General features: G+C 59.8%; 13 protein-coding genes. 7 read left to right on the top strand and 6 right to left on the bottom strand.

Going from position 1 to position 18,916, the window contains the following annotated elements:
* Window positions 1–99 precede the first annotated feature (99 nt).
* From F6R97_RS29330 to F6R97_RS29320, 3 genes are all read left to right on the top strand, one after another.
* Complete coding sequence (locus F6R97_RS29330) at window positions 100–858, top strand: PIG-L deacetylase family protein (RefSeq protein ID WP_038983513.1); 759 nt, start codon at window positions 100–102, stop codon at window positions 856–858.
* 204 nt (window positions 859–1,062) lie between these two features.
* Window positions 1,063–1,863, top strand: a complete 801-nt coding sequence (locus F6R97_RS29325; RefSeq protein WP_048397658.1) for an endonuclease/exonuclease/phosphatase family protein — start codon at window positions 1,063–1,065, stop codon at window positions 1,861–1,863.
* Between the two features lie 428 nt (window positions 1,864–2,291).
* The gene (locus F6R97_RS29320) at window positions 2,292–3,359 is read left to right on the top strand and encodes an autotransporter outer membrane beta-barrel domain-containing protein (protein WP_174160146.1); all 1,068 of its coding nucleotides are present in this window, start codon (window positions 2,292–2,294) and stop codon (window positions 3,357–3,359) included.
* A 133-nt stretch (window positions 3,360–3,492) separates the two neighbouring features.
* Here the strand turns inward: F6R97_RS29320 and glgB are convergent, their stop codons facing one another.
* The 3 genes from glgB to F6R97_RS29305 form a co-directional block, all read right to left on the bottom strand.
* Entirely contained in the window at window positions 3,493–5,724 is a 2,232-nt protein-coding gene (gene glgB, locus F6R97_RS29315) for a 1,4-alpha-glucan branching protein GlgB (protein ID WP_048397655.1), read from the bottom strand.
* Between the two features lie 2 nt (window positions 5,725–5,726).
* A complete protein-coding gene (treS, locus tag F6R97_RS29310) occupies window positions 5,727–9,068 on the bottom strand; it encodes a maltose alpha-D-glucosyltransferase (RefSeq protein WP_038983520.1) in 3,342 nt (1,113 codons plus the stop codon).
* A gap of 163 nt (window positions 9,069–9,231) precedes the next feature.
* Entirely contained in the window at window positions 9,232–11,229 is a 1,998-nt protein-coding gene (locus F6R97_RS29305) for an alpha-1,4-glucan--maltose-1-phosphate maltosyltransferase (RefSeq protein WP_315867552.1), read from the bottom strand.
* A 216-nt stretch (window positions 11,230–11,445) separates the two neighbouring features.
* On the opposite strand from F6R97_RS29305, the gene F6R97_RS29300 reads away from it, so the two are divergent.
* On the top strand, window positions 11,446–11,628 hold the full coding sequence (locus tag F6R97_RS29300; protein WP_080772152.1) for a hypothetical protein: 183 nt from the start codon (window positions 11,446–11,448) through the stop codon (window positions 11,626–11,628).
* Window positions 11,629–11,752: 124 nt separating this feature from the next.
* On the opposite strand, the gene F6R97_RS29295 is transcribed toward F6R97_RS29300, so the two are convergent.
* Window positions 11,753–12,256, bottom strand: a complete 504-nt coding sequence (locus F6R97_RS29295; protein WP_038983525.1) for an MgtC/SapB family protein — start codon at window positions 12,254–12,256, stop codon at window positions 11,753–11,755.
* A gap of 130 nt (window positions 12,257–12,386) precedes the next feature.
* Here F6R97_RS29295 and F6R97_RS29290 point away from each other — a divergent pair, with 130 nt between their 5' ends.
* From F6R97_RS29290 to mapR, 3 genes are all read left to right on the top strand, one after another.
* Window positions 12,387–12,620 (top strand): DUF3203 family protein, encoded by a 234-nt coding sequence (locus F6R97_RS29290; protein ID WP_038983526.1) that lies wholly within the window; start codon window positions 12,387–12,389, stop codon window positions 12,618–12,620.
* A gap of 195 nt (window positions 12,621–12,815) precedes the next feature.
* The gene (ccoG, locus tag F6R97_RS29285; protein WP_315867551.1) at window positions 12,816–14,246 is read left to right on the top strand and encodes a cytochrome c oxidase accessory protein CcoG; all 1,431 of its coding nucleotides are present in this window, start codon (window positions 12,816–12,818) and stop codon (window positions 14,244–14,246) included.
* Window positions 14,247–14,318: 72 nt separating this feature from the next.
* Complete coding sequence (gene mapR / locus F6R97_RS29280; protein WP_038983529.1) at window positions 14,319–15,728, top strand: GntR family transcriptional regulator MpaR; 1,410 nt, start codon at window positions 14,319–14,321, stop codon at window positions 15,726–15,728.
* 148 nt (window positions 15,729–15,876) lie between these two features.
* Here the strand turns inward: mapR and F6R97_RS29275 are convergent, their stop codons facing one another.
* The gene (locus F6R97_RS29275) at window positions 15,877–16,623 is read right to left on the bottom strand and encodes an SDR family oxidoreductase (protein ID WP_048397652.1); all 747 of its coding nucleotides are present in this window, start codon (window positions 16,621–16,623) and stop codon (window positions 15,877–15,879) included.
* A 116-nt stretch (window positions 16,624–16,739) separates the two neighbouring features.
* Entirely contained in the window at window positions 16,740–18,821 is a 2,082-nt protein-coding gene (locus tag F6R97_RS29270) for a putative bifunctional diguanylate cyclase/phosphodiesterase (protein ID WP_048397651.1), read from the bottom strand.
* Window positions 18,822–18,916: the final 95 nt, after the last annotated feature.

Genomic DNA, 18,916 nt, shown 5'->3' with positions numbered 1-18,916 from the left:
GCAATTGCTATTTACCCCGCCTTCACGGGTCTGCCAGGTTTGCTCCCCTGCAAGTAATGCGCATGACTGAGGGCAAGACAGAACAAGGAAGTAGCGCCTATGAAACCCGTTTCCATCAGTGAAAACAGTTTGCCCGCGCAGATCTGGAACAGCGCCCCGCAACTGGACAACATCCCTGTCATCAACACCGAAACGCTGGTCCCGGCTGGCGCTCGCGCGGTAGTCATCGCGCCGCATCCCGGCGATGAAGTGGTGACCTGCGGCGGCCTGCTACAGTTGCTGTGCTCCCTCGGTCATCCCCTGCAATTGATCTCGATCACCGACGGCAGCGCCAGTCATCCGGGGTCGCGACAGTGGTCGGAAAAACGCCTGAGCGTGTTCCGCCCCCAGGAAAGCGTCGAAGCCTTGCGCCGGCTCGGGTTGCCGATGCACAGCCTGAAGTGGATTCGCGGCGGCTTCACCGACAACGGTCTTACCGAGCGGGAGTCTGAATTGACCCAATTCATCCTCCGCTACCTGCGCCCTGGTGACGTGGTGTTCACCACCTGGCGCGAAGACGGCAACGTCGACCACGACGCCGTCGGCCGTGCCAGCGCCAGGGCTGTAGCCCTGGTTGGTGCGACGCTCAACGAAATACCGGTTTGGGCCTGGCACTGGCCGACACGTGATCGCGGGCTGATCCCCTGGCATCGCGCGCGCAAGGTACGCCTCGACACCTGGACCGTGGCGCGTAAAAGCCACGCCACCTACGCCTACGCCAGCCAACTCGACGGCGAGCCGGCGATCGGCATCGCCCCGCTACTGCCCCCGGTGATTCTGGAGCGCATGCGATTGCCGTATGAAATCGTGTTTGTCTGAAACCCGACTCTCAATCAGCTCACCATTCAATGTGGGAGCGGGCTTGCTCGCGAAAGCGGTTTGCCAGCCGCCGAAGATGTATCGAATGTACCGGCCCCTTCGCGAGCAAGCCCGCTCCCACATTGGATTGGCGGCGCTCAAACTGAACTGCTCGCCCGTGTATCAGTCGCATGGAAACAGCAGCCCTGATTCAGAGGAGTGAACGTGACCAGCGATGCCGAACGACAGGCCGTCGAATCAACGCCACCGAACACGCCTCCGGCGATTCATCGACTGAGAGTGCTGACGGTCAACACCCACAAAGGCTTCACCGCCCTCAACCGGCGTTTCATCCTCCCGGAACTGCGTGAAGCGGTACGCAGCACGTCGGCAGACCTGGTGTTTCTGCAGGAAGTGGTCGGTGAGCACGACCGGCATTCTTCCCGCTACAACGATTGGCCACAAACCTCGCAATACGAGTTTCTGGCCGACAGCATGTGGAGCGACTTCGCTTACGGTCGCAACGCGGTCTACCCCGATGGCCACCACGGCAATGCCCTGCTGTCGAAATACCCGATCCGCGAATTTCGCAACCTCGACGTCTCGATCACCGGTCCCGAGCGACGTGGGTTGTTGCATTGTGTGCTGGATGTGCCGGGCCATGCCGAAGTGCATGCCATTTGCGTGCACCTGAGCCTGTTGGAAAGCCATCGACAACTTCAGCTGCAGTTGCTCTGCCTGTTGCTCGAATCGCTGCCCGATGAGGCCCCGGTAATTATTGCCGGCGACTTCAACGACTGGCAGTTGCAAGGCAACGCCACCCTCGCCCGGCGCGACTACCTGCATGAAGCCTTCGAACGCCATCATGGCCGACCGGCGAAAACTTACCCGGCGCGTTTTCCCCTACTGCGCCTGGACCGGATCTACCTGCGTAATGCCAGTAGTCATGAACCGCGAATACTCGGCCACAAACCCTGGACGCATCTGTCGGACCATTTGCCGCTGGCGGTGGAGGTGCGCCTGTAACAGCGTCAAGCGGCAGTCGCCAAGGACTGCCAACGCTGACAGAAAAAATGACAGCAATGGCGCGCCGACGCCGTTTGTTTATCCCGCACGGGATCATCCCCAAAACAACCGATAGCCCCCTACCCAGCGCGTCTGGCACGCGCCTTTCGCGATGATTTTTTGCACAAACAACAACTTATATACGCGCCAAAAATCAGTCACTTACAACGACTAAAATAGACATACCGCCTATCGGCCACTTTCTTGACGCAATGCCAGCAGTCTTCTTAGCTAGTGCTTACTACCCCCGGAAATCCACTAGGGGCAAGCCTCCAGACTCCTGTAAAAACAGGCGGGCCTGACCTTGCCTCAATCCATTCGGTCGCCCCTCATTCGGGGTAGGAGAGACGCCAAAGCGAGATAGGCATGCGATTGCAAGGTAGACCCCCATGAGAACTTCATTCACCTCACAAGAGATCAAAATCACTTTTTGCACTGTTACAGGTTCACTCCTGTTGTGCTCATCCATGGAGGTTCAGGCCTCGTCTGCCGAGGACCAAGCAACTCCTTGGTATAACCAGGAGTTACCGGGCCTCACCTTACCTGACGGCACCACCACCTCTGCGGGCCGTTTACGCGTTAATCCCGACATACAAAGCTCACGCCTGACGGTTGAAGACGCCGCGCCTTCGGCCTGGGACCACGTCTACGGAAAGACCTCACGACAGGCCCAAACCGACTCTCTAGCCCAGGGTTCGTCTATCCCCGGCGCCAGCGAATTCAAAGGCCCGGCGTTGCTGACCGTAAAAAGCAACAGCGGCCATACCCAACGGGTCGGACTGATCGGCGGCACCACCCAACTCCTGGGCAATGAGAACGGTCTGCTGACCAGCCGCGCCCTTGCCGATCCCCGTCATGACACACTCAACCTTGAAGGCCAAAGTCTTGGCGCCTACTGGAGCCTGACCGGCCCGCAAGGCTGGCACGTGGACTTGTCGGCCAGCGGTGGCCGGGTCAACGGTTACAGTCGCAATGACCAAGGCGCGCGGCAAGCCACCGAAGGCAGCGCGGTGACGTTGTCGGTGGAAGGTGGTTTCCCGATTGGTCTGGGTAACAACTGGGTGATCGAACCCCAGGCGCAATTGATCAATCAGCGCATTACGCTGGATACGCCCTATGCCGGTTCTGGTAATGCGTCATCCAGCGACTTGACGTCCTGGAGCGGCCGGGTCGGTGCACGCTTGAAAGGCAGTTACGATATTAATGGCCTGCCAGTCGAACCGTATGTGCGGACCAACGTGTGGCACACGGTGTACACCGGTAATACCGTAAGCCTGGATCAGGTCGACAAAATCAGCAGCAGCCGCAAATCCTCGACGGTGGATGTGGGTCTGGGTTTGGTGGCCAGAGTGACGCCTTTGGTCAGCCTGTACATCAGCGCCGATTACAGCAGCGATGTGGATGACAATGATTTGAACGGGTTGATTGGCAGCCTTGGGGTGCGGATGCGGTGGTGAGTGCATGACTCAAGAAGCGCTTTGTTCGGTCTGGCCCCTTCGCGAGCAAGCCCGCTCCCACATTGGATTGTCGTCGTACACAAAGCCAATGTGGGAGCGGGCTTGCTCGCGAATGCAGCGACGCGGTTTTAGATCAACCCTCCGGACGCAAAATCAACACCCCCAACGGCGGCAGGTTCAACTCCAGAGATAGCGCCTGGCCATGGCTCGGCTCTTCGTCGGTGAACACTCCGCCGCCGTTTCCATAATTGGACCCGGCATAAGTATCGGCATCGCTGTTGATCAACTCGACCCAGCGCCCGGCAAACGGCACGCCGACGCGGTAGGACTGTCGCGGCACCGGAGTGAAGTTGGCCACCACCAACACCGGCCGCCCGTCCTTGCTCCAGCGCAGCCAGGCGTAGACGCTGTTGATCGCGTCATCGCCAATCAACCACTGGAAGCCTTGCGGCGCATCGTCCTGATCGTGCAGCGCCGGTTCTTCGCGATACAACCGATTCAGGTCACCGACCAGTTTGCGCACCCCTTGGTGTTCCGGGTATTGCAGCAGATACCAGTCCAGTTGCTGATCGTGATTCCACTCCCGCCACTGGCCGAACTCGCAGCCCATGAACAGCAGTTTCTTGCCGGGATGCGTCCACATGAAACTTAGATAAGCCCGCAGGTTGGCAAACTTCTGCCAGCGATCTCCCGGCATCTTGTCGATCAGCGAATGCTTGCCATGCACCACTTCATCGTGAGAAATCGGCAGGATGAAGCGCTCGGACCAGGCATACACCAGGCCGAAACTCAGCTCGTTGTGATGATGGGCGCGGTACACCGGATCCTGCTGAATGTAATGCAATGAATCGTGCATCCAGCCCATGTTCCACTTATAGGCAAAACCCAGCCCACCCTGTTGCGTGCTCTGGCTGACCCCCGGCCACGCCGTGGATTCTTCGGCAATCACCAACGCGCCCGGCGTTTCCAGAGCTACCACGTCATTGAGATGACGCAGAAAATCGATGGCTTCCAGATTCTCCCGACCGCCATGACGGTTGGGCACCCATTCGCCGGCCTTGCGCGAGTAATCGCGATACAGCATCGACGCCACTGCATCTACACGCAGGCCGTCGACATGGAAATGTTTGAGCCAGTGCAACGCCGACGCCAGCATATAGCCGTGCACCTCGGTGCGGCCCAGGTTGTAGATCAGCGTGTCCCAGTCCTGGTGAAAACCTTCCTGCGGGTTGCCGTACTCATACAACGCGGTGCCATCGAACTGCGCCAGGCCGTGGGTATCGGTGGGGAAATGCGCCGGCACCCAATCGAGGATCACACCGATCTCGGCCTGGTGACAGGCGTTGACGAAAGCGGCGAAGTCATCCGGCGAGCCGTAACGGGCGCTCGGGGCGAATTGCGACAGCAGTTGATAACCCCAGGAGCCACCGAACGGATGCTCCATGATCGGCATCAGTTCAATGTGGGTGAAACCCAGCTCCTTCACATAAGGAATCAGCCGTTCGGCCAACTCGGGCCAAGTGTACTGACGGGCGACCTCACCCAGGTCATCCAGCTCGCATTGCCAGGAACCGGCGTGTAATTCGTAAATCGACAACGGTGCGCTGGTTCGCTGACGTTCGCCCCGCGACTGCATCCAGGCGTGATCCTGCCATTCTATTTTCAGCGGCGAAGCGACTTTCGATGCGGTGTCCGGCGGCAGAGCGGTGGCGAGGGCCATCGGGTCGGCCTTGAGCGGCAGAATGCCGTGGGCGCCGAGGATTTCGTATTTGTAGGCCTCCCCCGCTTGCAGGCGCGGAATGAACAACTCCCAGACGCCGGAAGGATGGCGCAGACGCATCGGATGTCGGCGGCCGTCCCAGACGTTGAAATCGCCGACCACCGAGACCCTTTTGGCGTTCGGTGCCCACACAGCGAAGCGCACGCCGTCGACGCCATCGACCGTCTTCAGTTGCGCGCCGAGGCAACTGCTCAAGTCCCGGTGATTGCCCTCGGCGAACAGGTACAAGTCCATCTCGCCAAGTAACGGGCCAAAACTGTAAGGATCCTCGGCGAGTTGCTCGCCACCGGCCCAACGGGTTCGCAACTGATAGGGCCGGGCCCGCTCGAAGTGCCCGACGAACAGCCCCGGGGTTTGGGTGGTTTCAAGGCTGCCGAGCTCTTCCCCGGATTCCTTGTCCACTACCTGCACACTCAAGGCGTCCGGCAGATAGGCTCGAATGAATTGCCCGTCAGCGCCATCGCCGTGCGGGCCGAGAATTGCAAAGGGATCCCGATGCTCAGCGCGTACTAATGCGTCGATATCCCGCGCCCTGGGCAGCAGCGCCTCTTTAACGTGCCCCTGTTCCTTGTTCGAGATACTCATGACTACTCTCCACCAAGATCGGAAAAGGGTTTAAGCCCACTCAATAACCCGTACAGACCGTGCAACGGCACGGGCAGCCAGGTGGGGCGATTTTCAGCCTCATAGGCCACTTCATAAGCCGCCTTCTCCAGACCGAACAACGCCAGCGCGGCGTCCTCGCCTTCAGGATCTTGCCATGCATGAGCAAGACTAGCTGCCGCAAGCCGATAAGCGTGGACAAATGCTTGCCGCGCCTCTTTCAGATAACGCTCGGCGACCCGTTGACGCGCCGCCTGGGCATCGGCGGTGTTGTCGACGTTGTGCACGTTGATCGCCATCGCCGCGGCGTAATCGAAGGAACGCAACACGCCGCTGACATCTTTATAGGGGCTGTGTTTGCCCCGGCGCTCATGCAGCGGCCGCGCCGGTTCGCCCTCGAAATCGATCAGGTAGGCATCGCCCTTGATCACCAGCACCTGCCCCAGGTGCAAGTCGCCGTGGACACGGATGCGCAAACCACCCGCAGCTTTTTTACCCAGTTCCTGGATATGGCTGAGGATGGCTTTTTTGTTGTCCAGCAATCGATTGACCAATGCCTGATCCGCGGTGTTCAGTTCGGTTTGATGCTGCTTGAGCAACTTCAGGGCGTGTTCCAGTTGCGCCGCCACATCCTTGGCCGAGGCCACGGCATCTTTCTGCGTGGTGACCTGTGGAGCGAAGTCCGGGTTGGCGCTCGGGGCCGCCAACACCTGATGCATTTCTCCCAGACGCTGACCGAGCATGCCGGCAAAATCCTTCAGCTCGCCGAGGGCGTTGTAGTGCTGTTCCTGCTCCGACACGGCATCGGCGAGTTCGTCGCGAAGCGCCCGTTCGAGGTTGTTCTGGGTCCACTCCCACGCGTCGCCCTGATTGCTCAAGTAGCCTTGGGCGATCATCAACAGCGTGTCCTCGCCCGCCGCATCGCGACGAATCACCGCCCCCAGCAGTGGCGAAATATTGCTGAAACCGGCATGGGTCAGGTACGCACTCATTTCCAATTCCGGGTGCACGCCTGACGCGACCTTGCGGATCAGCTTCAGCACCAGGCTGCTGCCAATCACCACCGAACTGTTGGATTGCTCGGCGGACAGGTAACGCACCTCCGACTCGGCAGTCAGACCAAGTTTGGCCAGTTCGTCGGTAGGCTCGAAGCGGATCTCGCCGCCGTCGGACGGCAACACCATGCCAGCCTGCATGCTCTGCAACACGGCATGAACAAAGCTGTCGAGGCTGAAGGCGTCGGTGATCAAACCGACCTGACGCCCGCGCCGAACCCGGGCCAGCGCCAATTGCTGCGGCAAGGCCGCGCCGACCTGCTCCTCGGAAATAAAACCGAATGGCAACTGATAGCGGCTGGTCTGACCGCCGCTGGTGACGTCGATTTCACCCAACAACACCGGATGCTGCGGGTCGCCGAAACGCACGCCGTAAGCGAGGTTGACGTTGTCGATGATACCGTCCTTGCCGGCGTACCAGCGGCGATTCTGCAACCAGCTCGGCAGAATGCCCTGCTCCAGGGTGTGGCGGGACGGTGCTTCGAGCAGCTCTTCCATGCGTTTCTTCAGCACCAGGGTGGTGAAGTCCGGCAGGCTTTGCGCCGGTTCCACGTGCCAACTCGGCATTTGGTTTTCCGCCGCCAGACCGAACCAATAGAAACCGTATGGCGCCAGCGTCAGCAGGAAATTCAATTGGCCGATGGGCGGGAACGCATTGCCGCCAAGCATCTCCACCGGAACCATGCCGACGTAAGCCGACAGATCCAGCTCCGCCGCTTGCGCGCTGCGGGACACGTTGGCCACGCACAAAATAATCTCGTGTTTGCCGTCCGGCCCAGTGAATTCGCGGGTATACGCCAGAATCCGTCGATTGCTCGGCGAGAGCATTTTCAGCGTCCCGCGACCGAAGGCCTTGGACTGCTTACGCACCGCGAGCAGGCGCCGGTTCCAGTTCAACAACGAATGAGGGTCACCGGCCTGGGTTTCGACGTTGACCGACAGGTAGCCATAGAGCGGATCCATGATCGGCGGCAACACCAGGCTGGCCGGGTCAGCGCGGGAAAAACCGCCGTTGCGGTCGATCGACCACTGCATCGGCGTGCGCACACCGTCGCGGTCGCCGAGGTAGATGTTGTCGCCCATGCCGATTTCATCGCCGTAATACAGGGTCGGCGTGCCGGGCATCGACAGCAGCAGACTGTTGAGCAGTTCCACGCGGCGACGATCACGCTCCATCAACGGCGCCAGACGCCGACGAATCCCCAGATTGATCCGCGCCCGACGGTCGGCGGCGTAGTAATTCCACAGGTAATCGCGCTCCCGGTCGGTGACCATTTCCAGGGTCAGCTCATCGTGGTTACGCAGGAAAATCGCCCACTGGCAGTTGGCGGGGATTTCCGGGGTCTGACGCAAAATATCGGTGATCGGGAAGCGATCTTCCTGAGCCAGCGCCATGTACATGCGCGGCATCAACGGAAAGTGAAAGGCCATGTGGCATTCGTCGCCGTTCAGGCCCTTTTTGTCGGTGTCACCGAAGTACAGCTGGGTGTCTTCCGGCCACTGGTTGGCCTCGGCCAGCAACATGCGGTCGGGGTAATTGGCGTCGATCTCGGCACGGATCTGCTTGAGAACGTCGTGGGTCTCGGGCAGGTTTTCGTTGTTGGTGCCATCGCGCTCGATCAGGTACGGGATCGCATCCAGCCGCAGACCGTCGATGCCCATGTCGAGCCAGTAACGCATTACCGACAGCACCGCTTTCATTACCTGCGGGTTGTCGAAATTCAGGTCCGGTTGGTGCGAATAGAAACGGTGCCAGAAGTACTGACCGGCCACCGGGTCCCAAGTCCAGTTGGACTTTTCGGTGTCGAGAAAGATGATGCGAGTGCCATCGTATTTCTGGTCGTTATCGGACCAGACGTAGAAGTCGCGGGCCGCCGAGCCGGGCTTGGCCTTGCGCGCGCGCTGGAACCACGCATGCTGGTCCGAGGTGTGGTTGATGACCAGTTCGGTAATCACCCGCAGGCCGCGTTTATGGGCCTCGGCAATGAAGCGCTTGGCATCGGCCATGGTGCCGTAGTCAGGGTGCACGCCACGGTATTCGGCGATGTCATAGCCATCGTCGCGTCGTGGCGAGGGGTAGAACGGCAACAGCCAGATGGTGTTGACGCCCAGATCGGCAATGTAATCGAGTTTGGCGATAAGGCCGGGAAAGTCGCCGATCCCGTCATTGTTGGAGTCGAAAAAAGACTTAACGTGAACCTGGTAGATCACTGCATCCTTGTACCAGAGCGGATCTTTGATAAAGGTGGCTGACCTGGGTTTCTTCGCCATTTGTAACTCCTGAAAAATTCTGGGAAAACTGTATCTGCCTGAAGAAATGCGGTCAGTGTGGGAGCGGGCTTGCTCGCGAAGGGGCCATAACAGTCAGCATTGATGTCGCCTGACACACCGCTTTCGCGAGCAAGCCCGCTCCCACATTTGATCTTCGCCAGGCTCAGGAACTGGTAATCCTCCAAATCCCGAACGGCAGATGCCACGGTTCGATCCGCATGAACTGGTACTTGCCGTGCCAGGTCCAGCGGTGGCCGTTCATCAAGTCTTCGCCCTGCGTGCTGGCATCGTCGGGCAGGCCCATTTCCCACAGCGGCAATTCGAAATTCGCCTCTTGGGCGTGATGCGGATCGAGGCTGACCGCCACCAGAATGAAATTGCTGCCGTCGACGCTGCGTTTGCCGAAGTACAGAATGTTGTCGTTCCAGGCGTTGTAGACCTTCAGGCCCAAGTGCGTGTGCAACGCCGGGTTCTGCCGGCGGATGCGGTTGAGCTGGGCGATTTCGGCAATGATGTTGCCCGGCGCATTGAAGTCCCGTGGGCGGATTTCATACTTCTCGGAATTGAGGTATTCCTCCCGGCCCGGCACCGGAGCCGCTTCACACAGTTCAAAACCCGAATACATGCCCCACAGCCCGGAGCCCATGGTCGCCAGCGCAGCACGAATCAGAAAACCGGCACGCCCGGATTCATGCAGGAACGCCGGGTTGATGTCCGGCGTGTTGACGAAAAAATTCGGCCGGTAGCATTCACGCCACGGCGACTCATTGAGTTCGGTGAAATAGGTCGCCAGTTCGGTCTTGGTGTTGCGCCAGGTGAAATAGGTGTAGCTCTGGGAGTAACCGACCTTGCCCAGGCGCGCCATCATCGCCGGCGTGGTAAAGGCTTCGGCCAGGAAAATCACCTCGGGGTACAGCGCCCGCACATCGGCGATCATCCACTGCCAGAACGGCAACGGTTTGGTATGAGGATTGTCGACGCGAAACAGCTTCACGCCCTCCTTGACCCAACCGACCACGATGTCGCGCAGCTCGATCCACAGGCTGGGAATCGCATCCACGGCATAGAAATCGACGTTGACGATGTCCTGGTATTTCTTCGGCGGGTTCTCGGCGTATTTGATCGTGCCGTCTGGCCGCCAGTTGAACCAGCCCGGGTGCTGTTTGAGCCACGGGTGATCCTGGGAACACTGAATCGCAAAGTCGAGAGCGATTTCCAGCCCATGCTCGGCGGCGGCCGCAACGAGCCGGCGAAAATCTTCGCGAGTGCCCAGTTCCGAATGAATGGCCTCGTGCCCGCCCTCTTCACTGCCAATGGCATAAGGGCTGCCCGGGTCTTCGGGGCCGGCGGTCAATGAGTTGTTCGGGCCTTTGCGGTAGCTGCGGCCGATCGGGTGGATCGGCGTGAAATACAGCACGTCGAAGCCCATGTCCTGGATCATCGGCAGCCGCGAATGCACGTCATTGAAGGTGCCGTGGCGGGCTGGGTCATCGGTGATCGAGCGCGGAAACAGTTCATACCAACTGGCGAATTGCGCCAGCGCTCGCTCTACGTCCACCGGGTATTCAGGGCTCAGGTTCAGCGAGGGACGATGGTCGGCCTGGGCCATCAAGTCCGCACTACGCTGGTGCAGAAACAAAGCGACCTGCTCGGTTTCGAGCAGACCGGACAATTCATGGTGCAACGCCGCCAGTTGTTCACTGAGCAGGCCTTCGGAACGTTCGGCCGCCTGCTGAACGTGAGTGCGCCCTTCCTGCAGCTCCAGGCTGACCGAGACGCCAGCGACGTGCTTTTTCTCCAGCTCATAACAAAAGCTGGCGAACTGATCGATCCAGGCTTCCAGGTAGAACACATAGCGGCCCTGCTTCTCGACACGGAACTGGCCCTGCCAGCCGTTATTGCCCAACTCGGCCATCACCTCGCTCTGCCAGGTTTCGTCGCCGTCGGCACGCCAGCGGATGCGCACAGCCAGTTTGTCGTGACCGTCGGCAAACACTTTGCTGGTCACCACCACGTCCTGATCAATCACGGCTTTAACGGCGAATTGCCCGCCATCGAGGATCGGCATGGTGTTTTCGATCACGATCCGCGGTAGCAGTAACGCCTGCGACAGCGGTATATGAGGGTTGTAGCTCAACTCTGTGGGTTTCTCAGCGGTCATCGAGCATCTCTCCTTAACGCCCCAAGGACGCTCTTGTGCCTGGTCGTCGTTCACACGAAGCGATCTGCCCCGGCATGAACTCACTTAAGTTCCGAACAGCAGGCGCCGGTAAAAGTTCAGAGGGATTTGCCAAGTCTTTCGGGGAATCAAATTCCCTGAGTACGGGTCAATCAACTTAAGCACGACTCACGCCATCTGCCACTGGAGACTGTTTCGATGAGTATCCCTATCCCCGCCGAGACACCCGATCCGAACATCGATGAGCCGACAATTCCGCCCATACCCCCAACCCCGCCGACCGAACCCGGCCCCATCCCGGAGCAGGAACCACCTGGCACTACCCCGCCACCCCGGGAAGAGCCGCCGAACTCCCAGCCGCCAGAGATCGTGAAGCCGTAAACACTACCTCCGACGTATGAAGGCTCAATGTAGGAGCTGCCGAAGGCTGCGATCTTTTGATCTTGATCTTCGGCAATATCCAAAAAAAACATCAAAATCAAAAGATCGCAGCCTGCGGCAGCTCCTACGGGGGGGGTCGATCTTTTTCCAGTTGGCGCACGACGATAGGCATCACACCGAGAATCACCAACGCCAGCAACGTACTGAGCACCGCTGTCGCCTCGCGGCCCATCCCGGCTGAAACGCCAATGGCCGCGGTCATCCACAACCCGGCGGCGGTGGTCAGGCCCTTGACATGGCCCTCGTCGCCGTCGGTGTTTTTCAGGATAGTCCCGGCGCCGAGAAAGCCGATGCCGGCGATCACACCCTGCACCACCCGGCTCATGGCGTCGGCTTGGGATCCTGACATCTGCGGCACCAGCACAAACAGCGCCGCGCCCAGCGCCACCAACATGTGGGTGCGAATCCCGGCGGCCTTACCCTTTTGCTCACGCTCGAAGCCGAGAATGCCACCCAGCAAGGCGGCCATCAGCAATCGCACGGTAATGCGCGTCAGTTGAGAAGCGTCGCCGATGTCAGCGAACTCCGCTTGCAACGTGACCCAAACCTCATGCCACCAGGCGTCCATCGTGCAGTCCTTGTGATGATGTAATGACTCGATAAAGGATGGACCGCACCCGCCATTAATCGGTTGCACAGAACGATGACCGGCGGATGGGTCCTAACATTTCAGAATCCGCAGAACAAAGGACACCGCCATGACCGTGCGCATCGAAAACCAGACCTGCTTCTTCATCACCAAAAACGGCGAAGAAATTCGTTTTTGTGCCGATGTCACCATCATCACCGACCCGGAAAAATCCATGTCGATGGTCGAGCTCGACGGCCATCGCATCTACATCACCGAAGCAGAAGCCGATGCATTGACCGTAGCAGGCGCCGTGGACGGTCGCCGACATTTGAAGGCCACGGACAGTGATTCGGTGATTTGACTGATCGGCATCAACACCCGCCGCAAACATCCGGTATAGGCGTTTGCGGCCAGCCGTGGCGGGTGCATCAAGCTGTCGCAGACGGGTTCGGGCAATCCATCTGATCCGCTTTTTATTGCTTTAGCTGAGTCTGTTATGCAAACAGATCGCTGGTCATAGTGCTCAGGCCTGATGGAGGCTGATGAGCGAAAGACCATGAGCGATAGAATCCCCGTCCGAACCGTTGAACCTGCCATATTTATAAAAAGCAATGAGCCTTTGCGTCCAAAGATAAAGGCCAAGTCCAGCGACAACCTGATCCACACCCGCAGCTTCACGGGTTTGTTCCGCACCCTGCGCATGAGTGGCGCGGGGGTTCTGTTTCTGCTGTTCTTCGGCACGGTATGGCTGAACTGGGGCGGCCGCCAAGCGGTGCTCTGGGACCTTTCCGAAAGCAAATTCCACATCTTCGGCGCAACCTTCTGGCCACAGGATTTCATTCTGCTTTCGGCGCTGCTGATCATCGCCGCGTTCGGCCTGTTCGCGATCACCGTGTTCGCAGGTCGGGTCTGGTGCGGTTACACCTGCCCGCAGAGTTCCTGGACCTGGATTTTCATGTGGTGCGAGAAGCTCACCGAAGGCGAGCGCAACCAGCGAATCAAGCTGCAAGCCGCGCCCTGGGGCCTGAACAAGCTGATCCGCCGCTCGGCCAAACACACCCTGTGGCTGGCGATCAGCCTGCTCACTGGCCTGACGTTTGTCGGTTACTTCACACCGATCCGTCCGCTGGCCGAAGAGCTGCTGACCTTGCAAGTCGGCGGTGTCAGCCTGTTCTGGGTACTGTTCTTTACCGGGGCCACTTACATCAATGCCGGTTGGCTGCGCGAAGCGGTGTGCATGCACATGTGCCCGTATGCGCGGTTCCAGAGCGTGATGTTCGACAAAGACACCCTGACCATTTCCTACGACGTGGCCCGTGGCGAAAACCGTGGCCCACGCAAACGAGAGGTGAAACCGGCCGAAGTCGGTTTGGGTGATTGCATCGATTGCCAGTTGTGCGTGCAGGTGTGCCCGACCGGCATCGACATCCGCGACGGCTTGCAGATGGAATGCATCGGTTGCGCCGCGTGCATCGACGCTTGTGATTCGATCATGGACAAAATGGGCTATGCCCGTGGGCTGATCAGCTACACCTCGGAGCATGAATTGCAAGGTGGCAAGACCCACCTGCTGCGGCCGCGACTGATCGGTTATACCGCCGTGCTGCTGGTGATGATCGGCGCCCTCGCCCTGGCGCTGGTGGAGCGGCCGATGGTGTCGCTGGACGTGAGCAAGGACCGTGGCCTGTTCCGCGAAAACAGTGAAGGCCAGATCGAAAACATCTACAGCCTGAAGGTCATCAACAAGACCCAGCAACGTCAGGATTATCGATTGACGCTGGTCGATGGCGATGGCTTCCAGTTGCAAGGCAAGACCGAACTGAGCCTGGCCGCCGGTGAGATCGTTGACGTACCGGTGTCGGTGGCGATGACCACGGATCGCCCGAGCAGCAGCTCGCAGACCATCGGTTTCAAGATTGTCGACAGTGATGAACCGGACATCAACAGCGTGGCCAAGAGCCGGTTTGTTGCGCCGATGAACCGTTGAGCCTTTAAGATGCGATCTTGGCAATTTCAGCTGCGACCATTTTTCAATGAATGACACCACACCGGGCACTCGATGAAACGCTACGAAAAATTCGCCGACGACATCGCTGAACTGATCCGCTCCGGCGTCCTCGGTCCCGGCCAGCGGGTGCCATCGGTGCGCTACGCCAGCCAGACCTACGGGGTCAGCCCATCCACGGTGTTCCAGGCCTATTACCTGCTCGAACGCCGTGGCCTGATCCGCGCGCGGCCGCGTTCCGGTTACTTCGTCAATGCGCATGCACCGAGCCCGTTCTCGGAGCCGGTGATCAGCAGCCAGGTCAACGAGTCCACCGAAGTCGACGTCAGCGAACTGGTGTTCTCGGTGCTGGACTCGATCAAGGATCCGAACACCGTGCCCTTCGGTTCGGCGTTCCCCAGCCCGACCCTGTTTCCGTTGCAACGCCTGTCCCGCTCGCTGGCCAGTGCCGCCCGGGAAATGGACCCGCGCATGGTGGTCACCGACATGTCGCCGGGCAACCCGCAGCTGCGTCGCCAAATCGCCCTGCGCTACATGGTCGGCGGGCTGATGCTGCCCATGGAAGAGTTGCTGATCACCAACGGCGCCCTCGAAGCCCTGAACCTGTGCCTGCAAGCGGTCACCGAACCCGGCGATCTGGTGGCCATCGAAGCCCCGGCGTTCTACGCCAGCCTGCAAGTGCTGGAACGGCTGAAGCTCAAAGCGGTGGAAATTCCCGTCCACCCACGAGATGGCATCGACCTCGGTGTGCTCGCGCAAACCCTGGAGCGGCACCCGATCAAGGCCTGCTGGTGCATGACCAGTTTCCAGAACCCCATGGGGGCGACCATGCCCGAGGCGAAGAAGCAGGAGCTGGTGGAGCTGTTGCGCAGCCATCAGGTGCCGTTGATCGAAGACGACGTCTACGCCGAGCTTTATTACGGGCAACAGGCGCCAAAACCGGCCAAGGCTTTCGATACCGAAGGGTTGGTGATGCATTGCGGTTCGTTCGCCAAGAGCCTGGCCCCCGGTTACCGCATCGGCTGGGTCGCTGCCGGGCGGTATGCACAGAAAATCGAACGCCTGAAACTGATGACCTCACTCTGCGCCTCAATGCCCGCCCAGGCCGCCATCGCCGATTACCTGCAACACGGCGGCTACGACCGGCACCTGCGCAAACTGCGTTACGCCCTGGAAGAACAGCAAAGCGCCATGCTCGCCGCCATCGCCCGCTACTTCCCGGCCCAGACTCGCGTCAGCCAACCGGCTGGCGGGTACTTTTTGTGGCTGGAACTGCCACCGCAGATGGATTCGTTGAAGTTGTTTCAGATGGCATTGGCGCAAGGGATCAGCATTGCGCCGGGGCCGATCTTTTCACCGACGCAGCGGTTCAGGAATTGTATTCGGCTGAATTATGGTAGCCCTTGGACCGAGGATTCGGAGAGGGCGATGGAGACGTTGGGGCGGATTGTGCGGTCGTTTTGAAGGTTTGATGTTGTCTGGCTATCGCCTTCGCGAGCAAGCCCGCTCCCACAGTGGACGGGTGTGAACACAACATTTGTGAACATCACCGTCCCCTGTGGGAGCGGGCTTGCTCGCGAAGAGGCCAGAACAGACAAAGCAAAGTCCGGGATTAACGCCCGCCCCCCAGGTCGACGAAAGTCCCCGTCGCATACGAAGCCTTATCCGACAACAACCACACAATCGCCTCCGCCACTTCATCTGGCCGCCCACCCCGGGCCATCGGGATCGCCGATTCCAGCTTGCTGACCCGATCAGGATCGCCGCTCAATGCATGGAAATCGGTGTAGATGTAACCCGGTCGCACGGCGTTGACGCGAATCCCCTCGCCCGCCACTTCCTTGGACAGGCCGATGGTGAAGGTGTCCAGCGCACCTTTGGATGCTGCGTAGTCGACATATTCGCTGGGGGCGCCCAAGCGGGCAGCGACCGACGACACATTGACGATGCTGCCACCCTGCCCGCCATGTTTGGGTGACATGCGCAGGATCGCGTGTTTGGCGCAGAGGATCGGCGCCAGGACGTTGGTCTTGAGGATTTTCAGAATACGAAATTCGGACATTTCGTCGATCCGCGATTTGTGCCCGACAGTGCCGGCGTTGTTCACCAGTGCCGTGACCCGACCGAGTTCGGTGTCTACGCGGTGGAACAGGCCGATCACTTCGTCTTCGATGCTGACATCGGCGCGTACCGCAATGGCTTGGGCACCGAGTGCGCGAACTTTTTCCAGCACACTGTGCGCCGCCTGTTCGTCGGACTGATAGTTGATACAGATCCGATAGCCTTGTTCTGCGGCCAACAGGGCCGTGGCGGCACCAATTCCGCGGCTGCCGCCGGTGATAACGATGACTTTGTCCATGCTGGCATTTCCCCCGTTACAAGCGTAAGCAGTCGGGGCCAAGAATAACCGCCATTGCGTGGTTTTGCATGAACCTGCGTCAATTCCAATGACGACAACCTGTGGTGAGGGGGCTATCAGCCCGTCGCCAATTGCTCCCCACGGTGAATATCGGCCATGAAGCGATCAGCAGGCAGCGGATGCCCCAGCAGGTAACCCTGCAACGAGTCGCAGCCCAATTGGGTCAGGAAGTCTTGCTGGACACCGGTTTCCACCCCTTCGGCCACAATCCGCAAGCCCAAGGCCTGGCCAAGGGCGACGATGGCCGAGACGATGGCTGCGTCGTCGCTGTCGTGCTCCAGATCGCGGACGAAACCCCGATCAATCTTCAGCTCATTGGCCGGCAAACGCTTGAGGTACATCAAGCTCGAATAGCCGGTGCCAAAGTCATCGATGGACAGGTCGACGCCCATTTCCGAGAGCTCCTGCAGCACCGTCATGCTCGCATCGGCGTCGCTCATGGCGGTGGTTTCGGTGATTTCCAGGGTCAGGCTGTTGGCCGGCAAATGATGAGTGGCCAAGGCCTTGGCGACACTCTGGACCAACCCGGCGTGGCAAAACTGCAAGGCCGAGAGGTTCACCGCGATGCGCCAGTCGGTGTAACCGAGCACGTACCACTCGCGCATCTGACGGCAGGCTTCGTTGAGCACCCACTCGCCAATCGGAATGATCAGCCCGGTCTTCTCCGCAAGATCGATGAAGCTGTCCGGCTGCAGCATGCCCTGCGTCGGGTGCATCCAGCGCAGCAATGCCTCGGCACCCACCGCTCGGCCATTGCCGGCGTCGAACTTGGGTTGGTAATAGAGACTGAACTGTTGCTGGTCGACGGCGTTGCGCAGGTCTTGCAGCAATTGCAACTGCTTGCGCGCGTTGCTGTTCATCGACGCGTCGAAGAAACGGTGGCCGTTTTTCCCGGCACCCTTGGCGTGGTACATCGCCGCGTCGGCGTTCATCAGCAATTCCTCGGCGGTCTGACCATTGCCCGGATAGAGCGCGATGCCGACGCTGGCGGAAATCTGCAAGTCATGTTCCGCAACCCGGAACGAGCGCCCGATCAGCCCGACCTGACGCGCCGCCAGGTTCAACGCGTCATTCGGCTCGGCGAGTTGCACCAGCAACACAAATTCATCGCCACCGATTCGCGCCAGGGTGTCCTGACTGCGCAAATCTTCACGCAGGCGCAAACCGACCTCACGCAGCAACTGGTCGCCCATGTGGTGCCCAAAAGCATCGTTGACCGGTTTGAAGCCGTCCAGATCAATGAACATCAACGCAAAACAGCCACCCTGCTCCTGCACCCTCGACATCGCCTGATCGATACGGTCGGCCAGCAACACTCGGTTCGGCAGCCCGGTCAGGGTGTCGTGCAGCGCCAGCTGGGTGAGTTCGCGATTGGCCTCGGTCAACGATTGAGCGAGGTCCGCGGTGCGAGCCTCCAGGCGTGCATCGAGGATCGAGGTCAGCAAGGCAATGCTCAACACCGCAAGGGTGGTGATCAGAACTAGATTGTCCAGGCCCTCGCCGTTCAGGCCATCGGCCGCCGCACCACAGAAACTGCCGTCGGCAAAGCGCGCCGCGGCCATGCCGGTGTAGTGCATGCCGACGATGGCGATGCCCATGATAATCGCTGCACCGCCACGGATCAGACGAACATACGGCGCGTGCTGGCGCAGGCGGAACGCGATCCATAACGCCGCGCCCGACGCGCCAACGGCAATCAGCAGCGACGTGCTAAACAATGCGGGGTCATAATCGATGCCCGGTTGCATGCGCATGGCGGCCATGCCGGTGTAATGCATCGCACTGATGCCAGCGCCCATGACCAACGCGCCGAACGCCAGCTGCCAGGCCGGCAGTTGTGGCTGGCTGACCAGCCACAGGGCAAAGCCGCAAGACAGGACCGCGATCAACAACGATAGCGATGTGAGAGTAACGTCGTAGCCCAGATCGATCGGCAATGTGAATGCGAGCATGCCGATGAAATGCATCGACCACACGCCAATCCCCATGGCAAACGCACCGCCCGCCGTCCATAGATGCACCGCCCGGCCCTTGGCCGTGGCGATGCGACCGGTGAGGTCGAGCGCGGTATAAGAGGCAAGTATCGCCACACAGAGCGATATGAAAACCAGGGTAAAGGAATAACTACCGATGAGCATGGGACTTCTCGCGAGCGCCCCCGCCGTGCTGCGTTCGTTCACGGGGAGCAAAGTCGGCGATTGTACTGATTCCGCGGACGAACGCACTCACAAAG

The sequence above is a fragment of the Pseudomonas sp. JV414 genome (assembly GCF_032424305.1).
Lineage (GTDB): Bacteria > Pseudomonadota > Gammaproteobacteria > Pseudomonadales > Pseudomonadaceae > Aquipseudomonas > Aquipseudomonas lini.
Note: the sequence above shows the minus strand (reverse complement) of the source record. Positions and strands in the feature narration are given on the sequence as shown.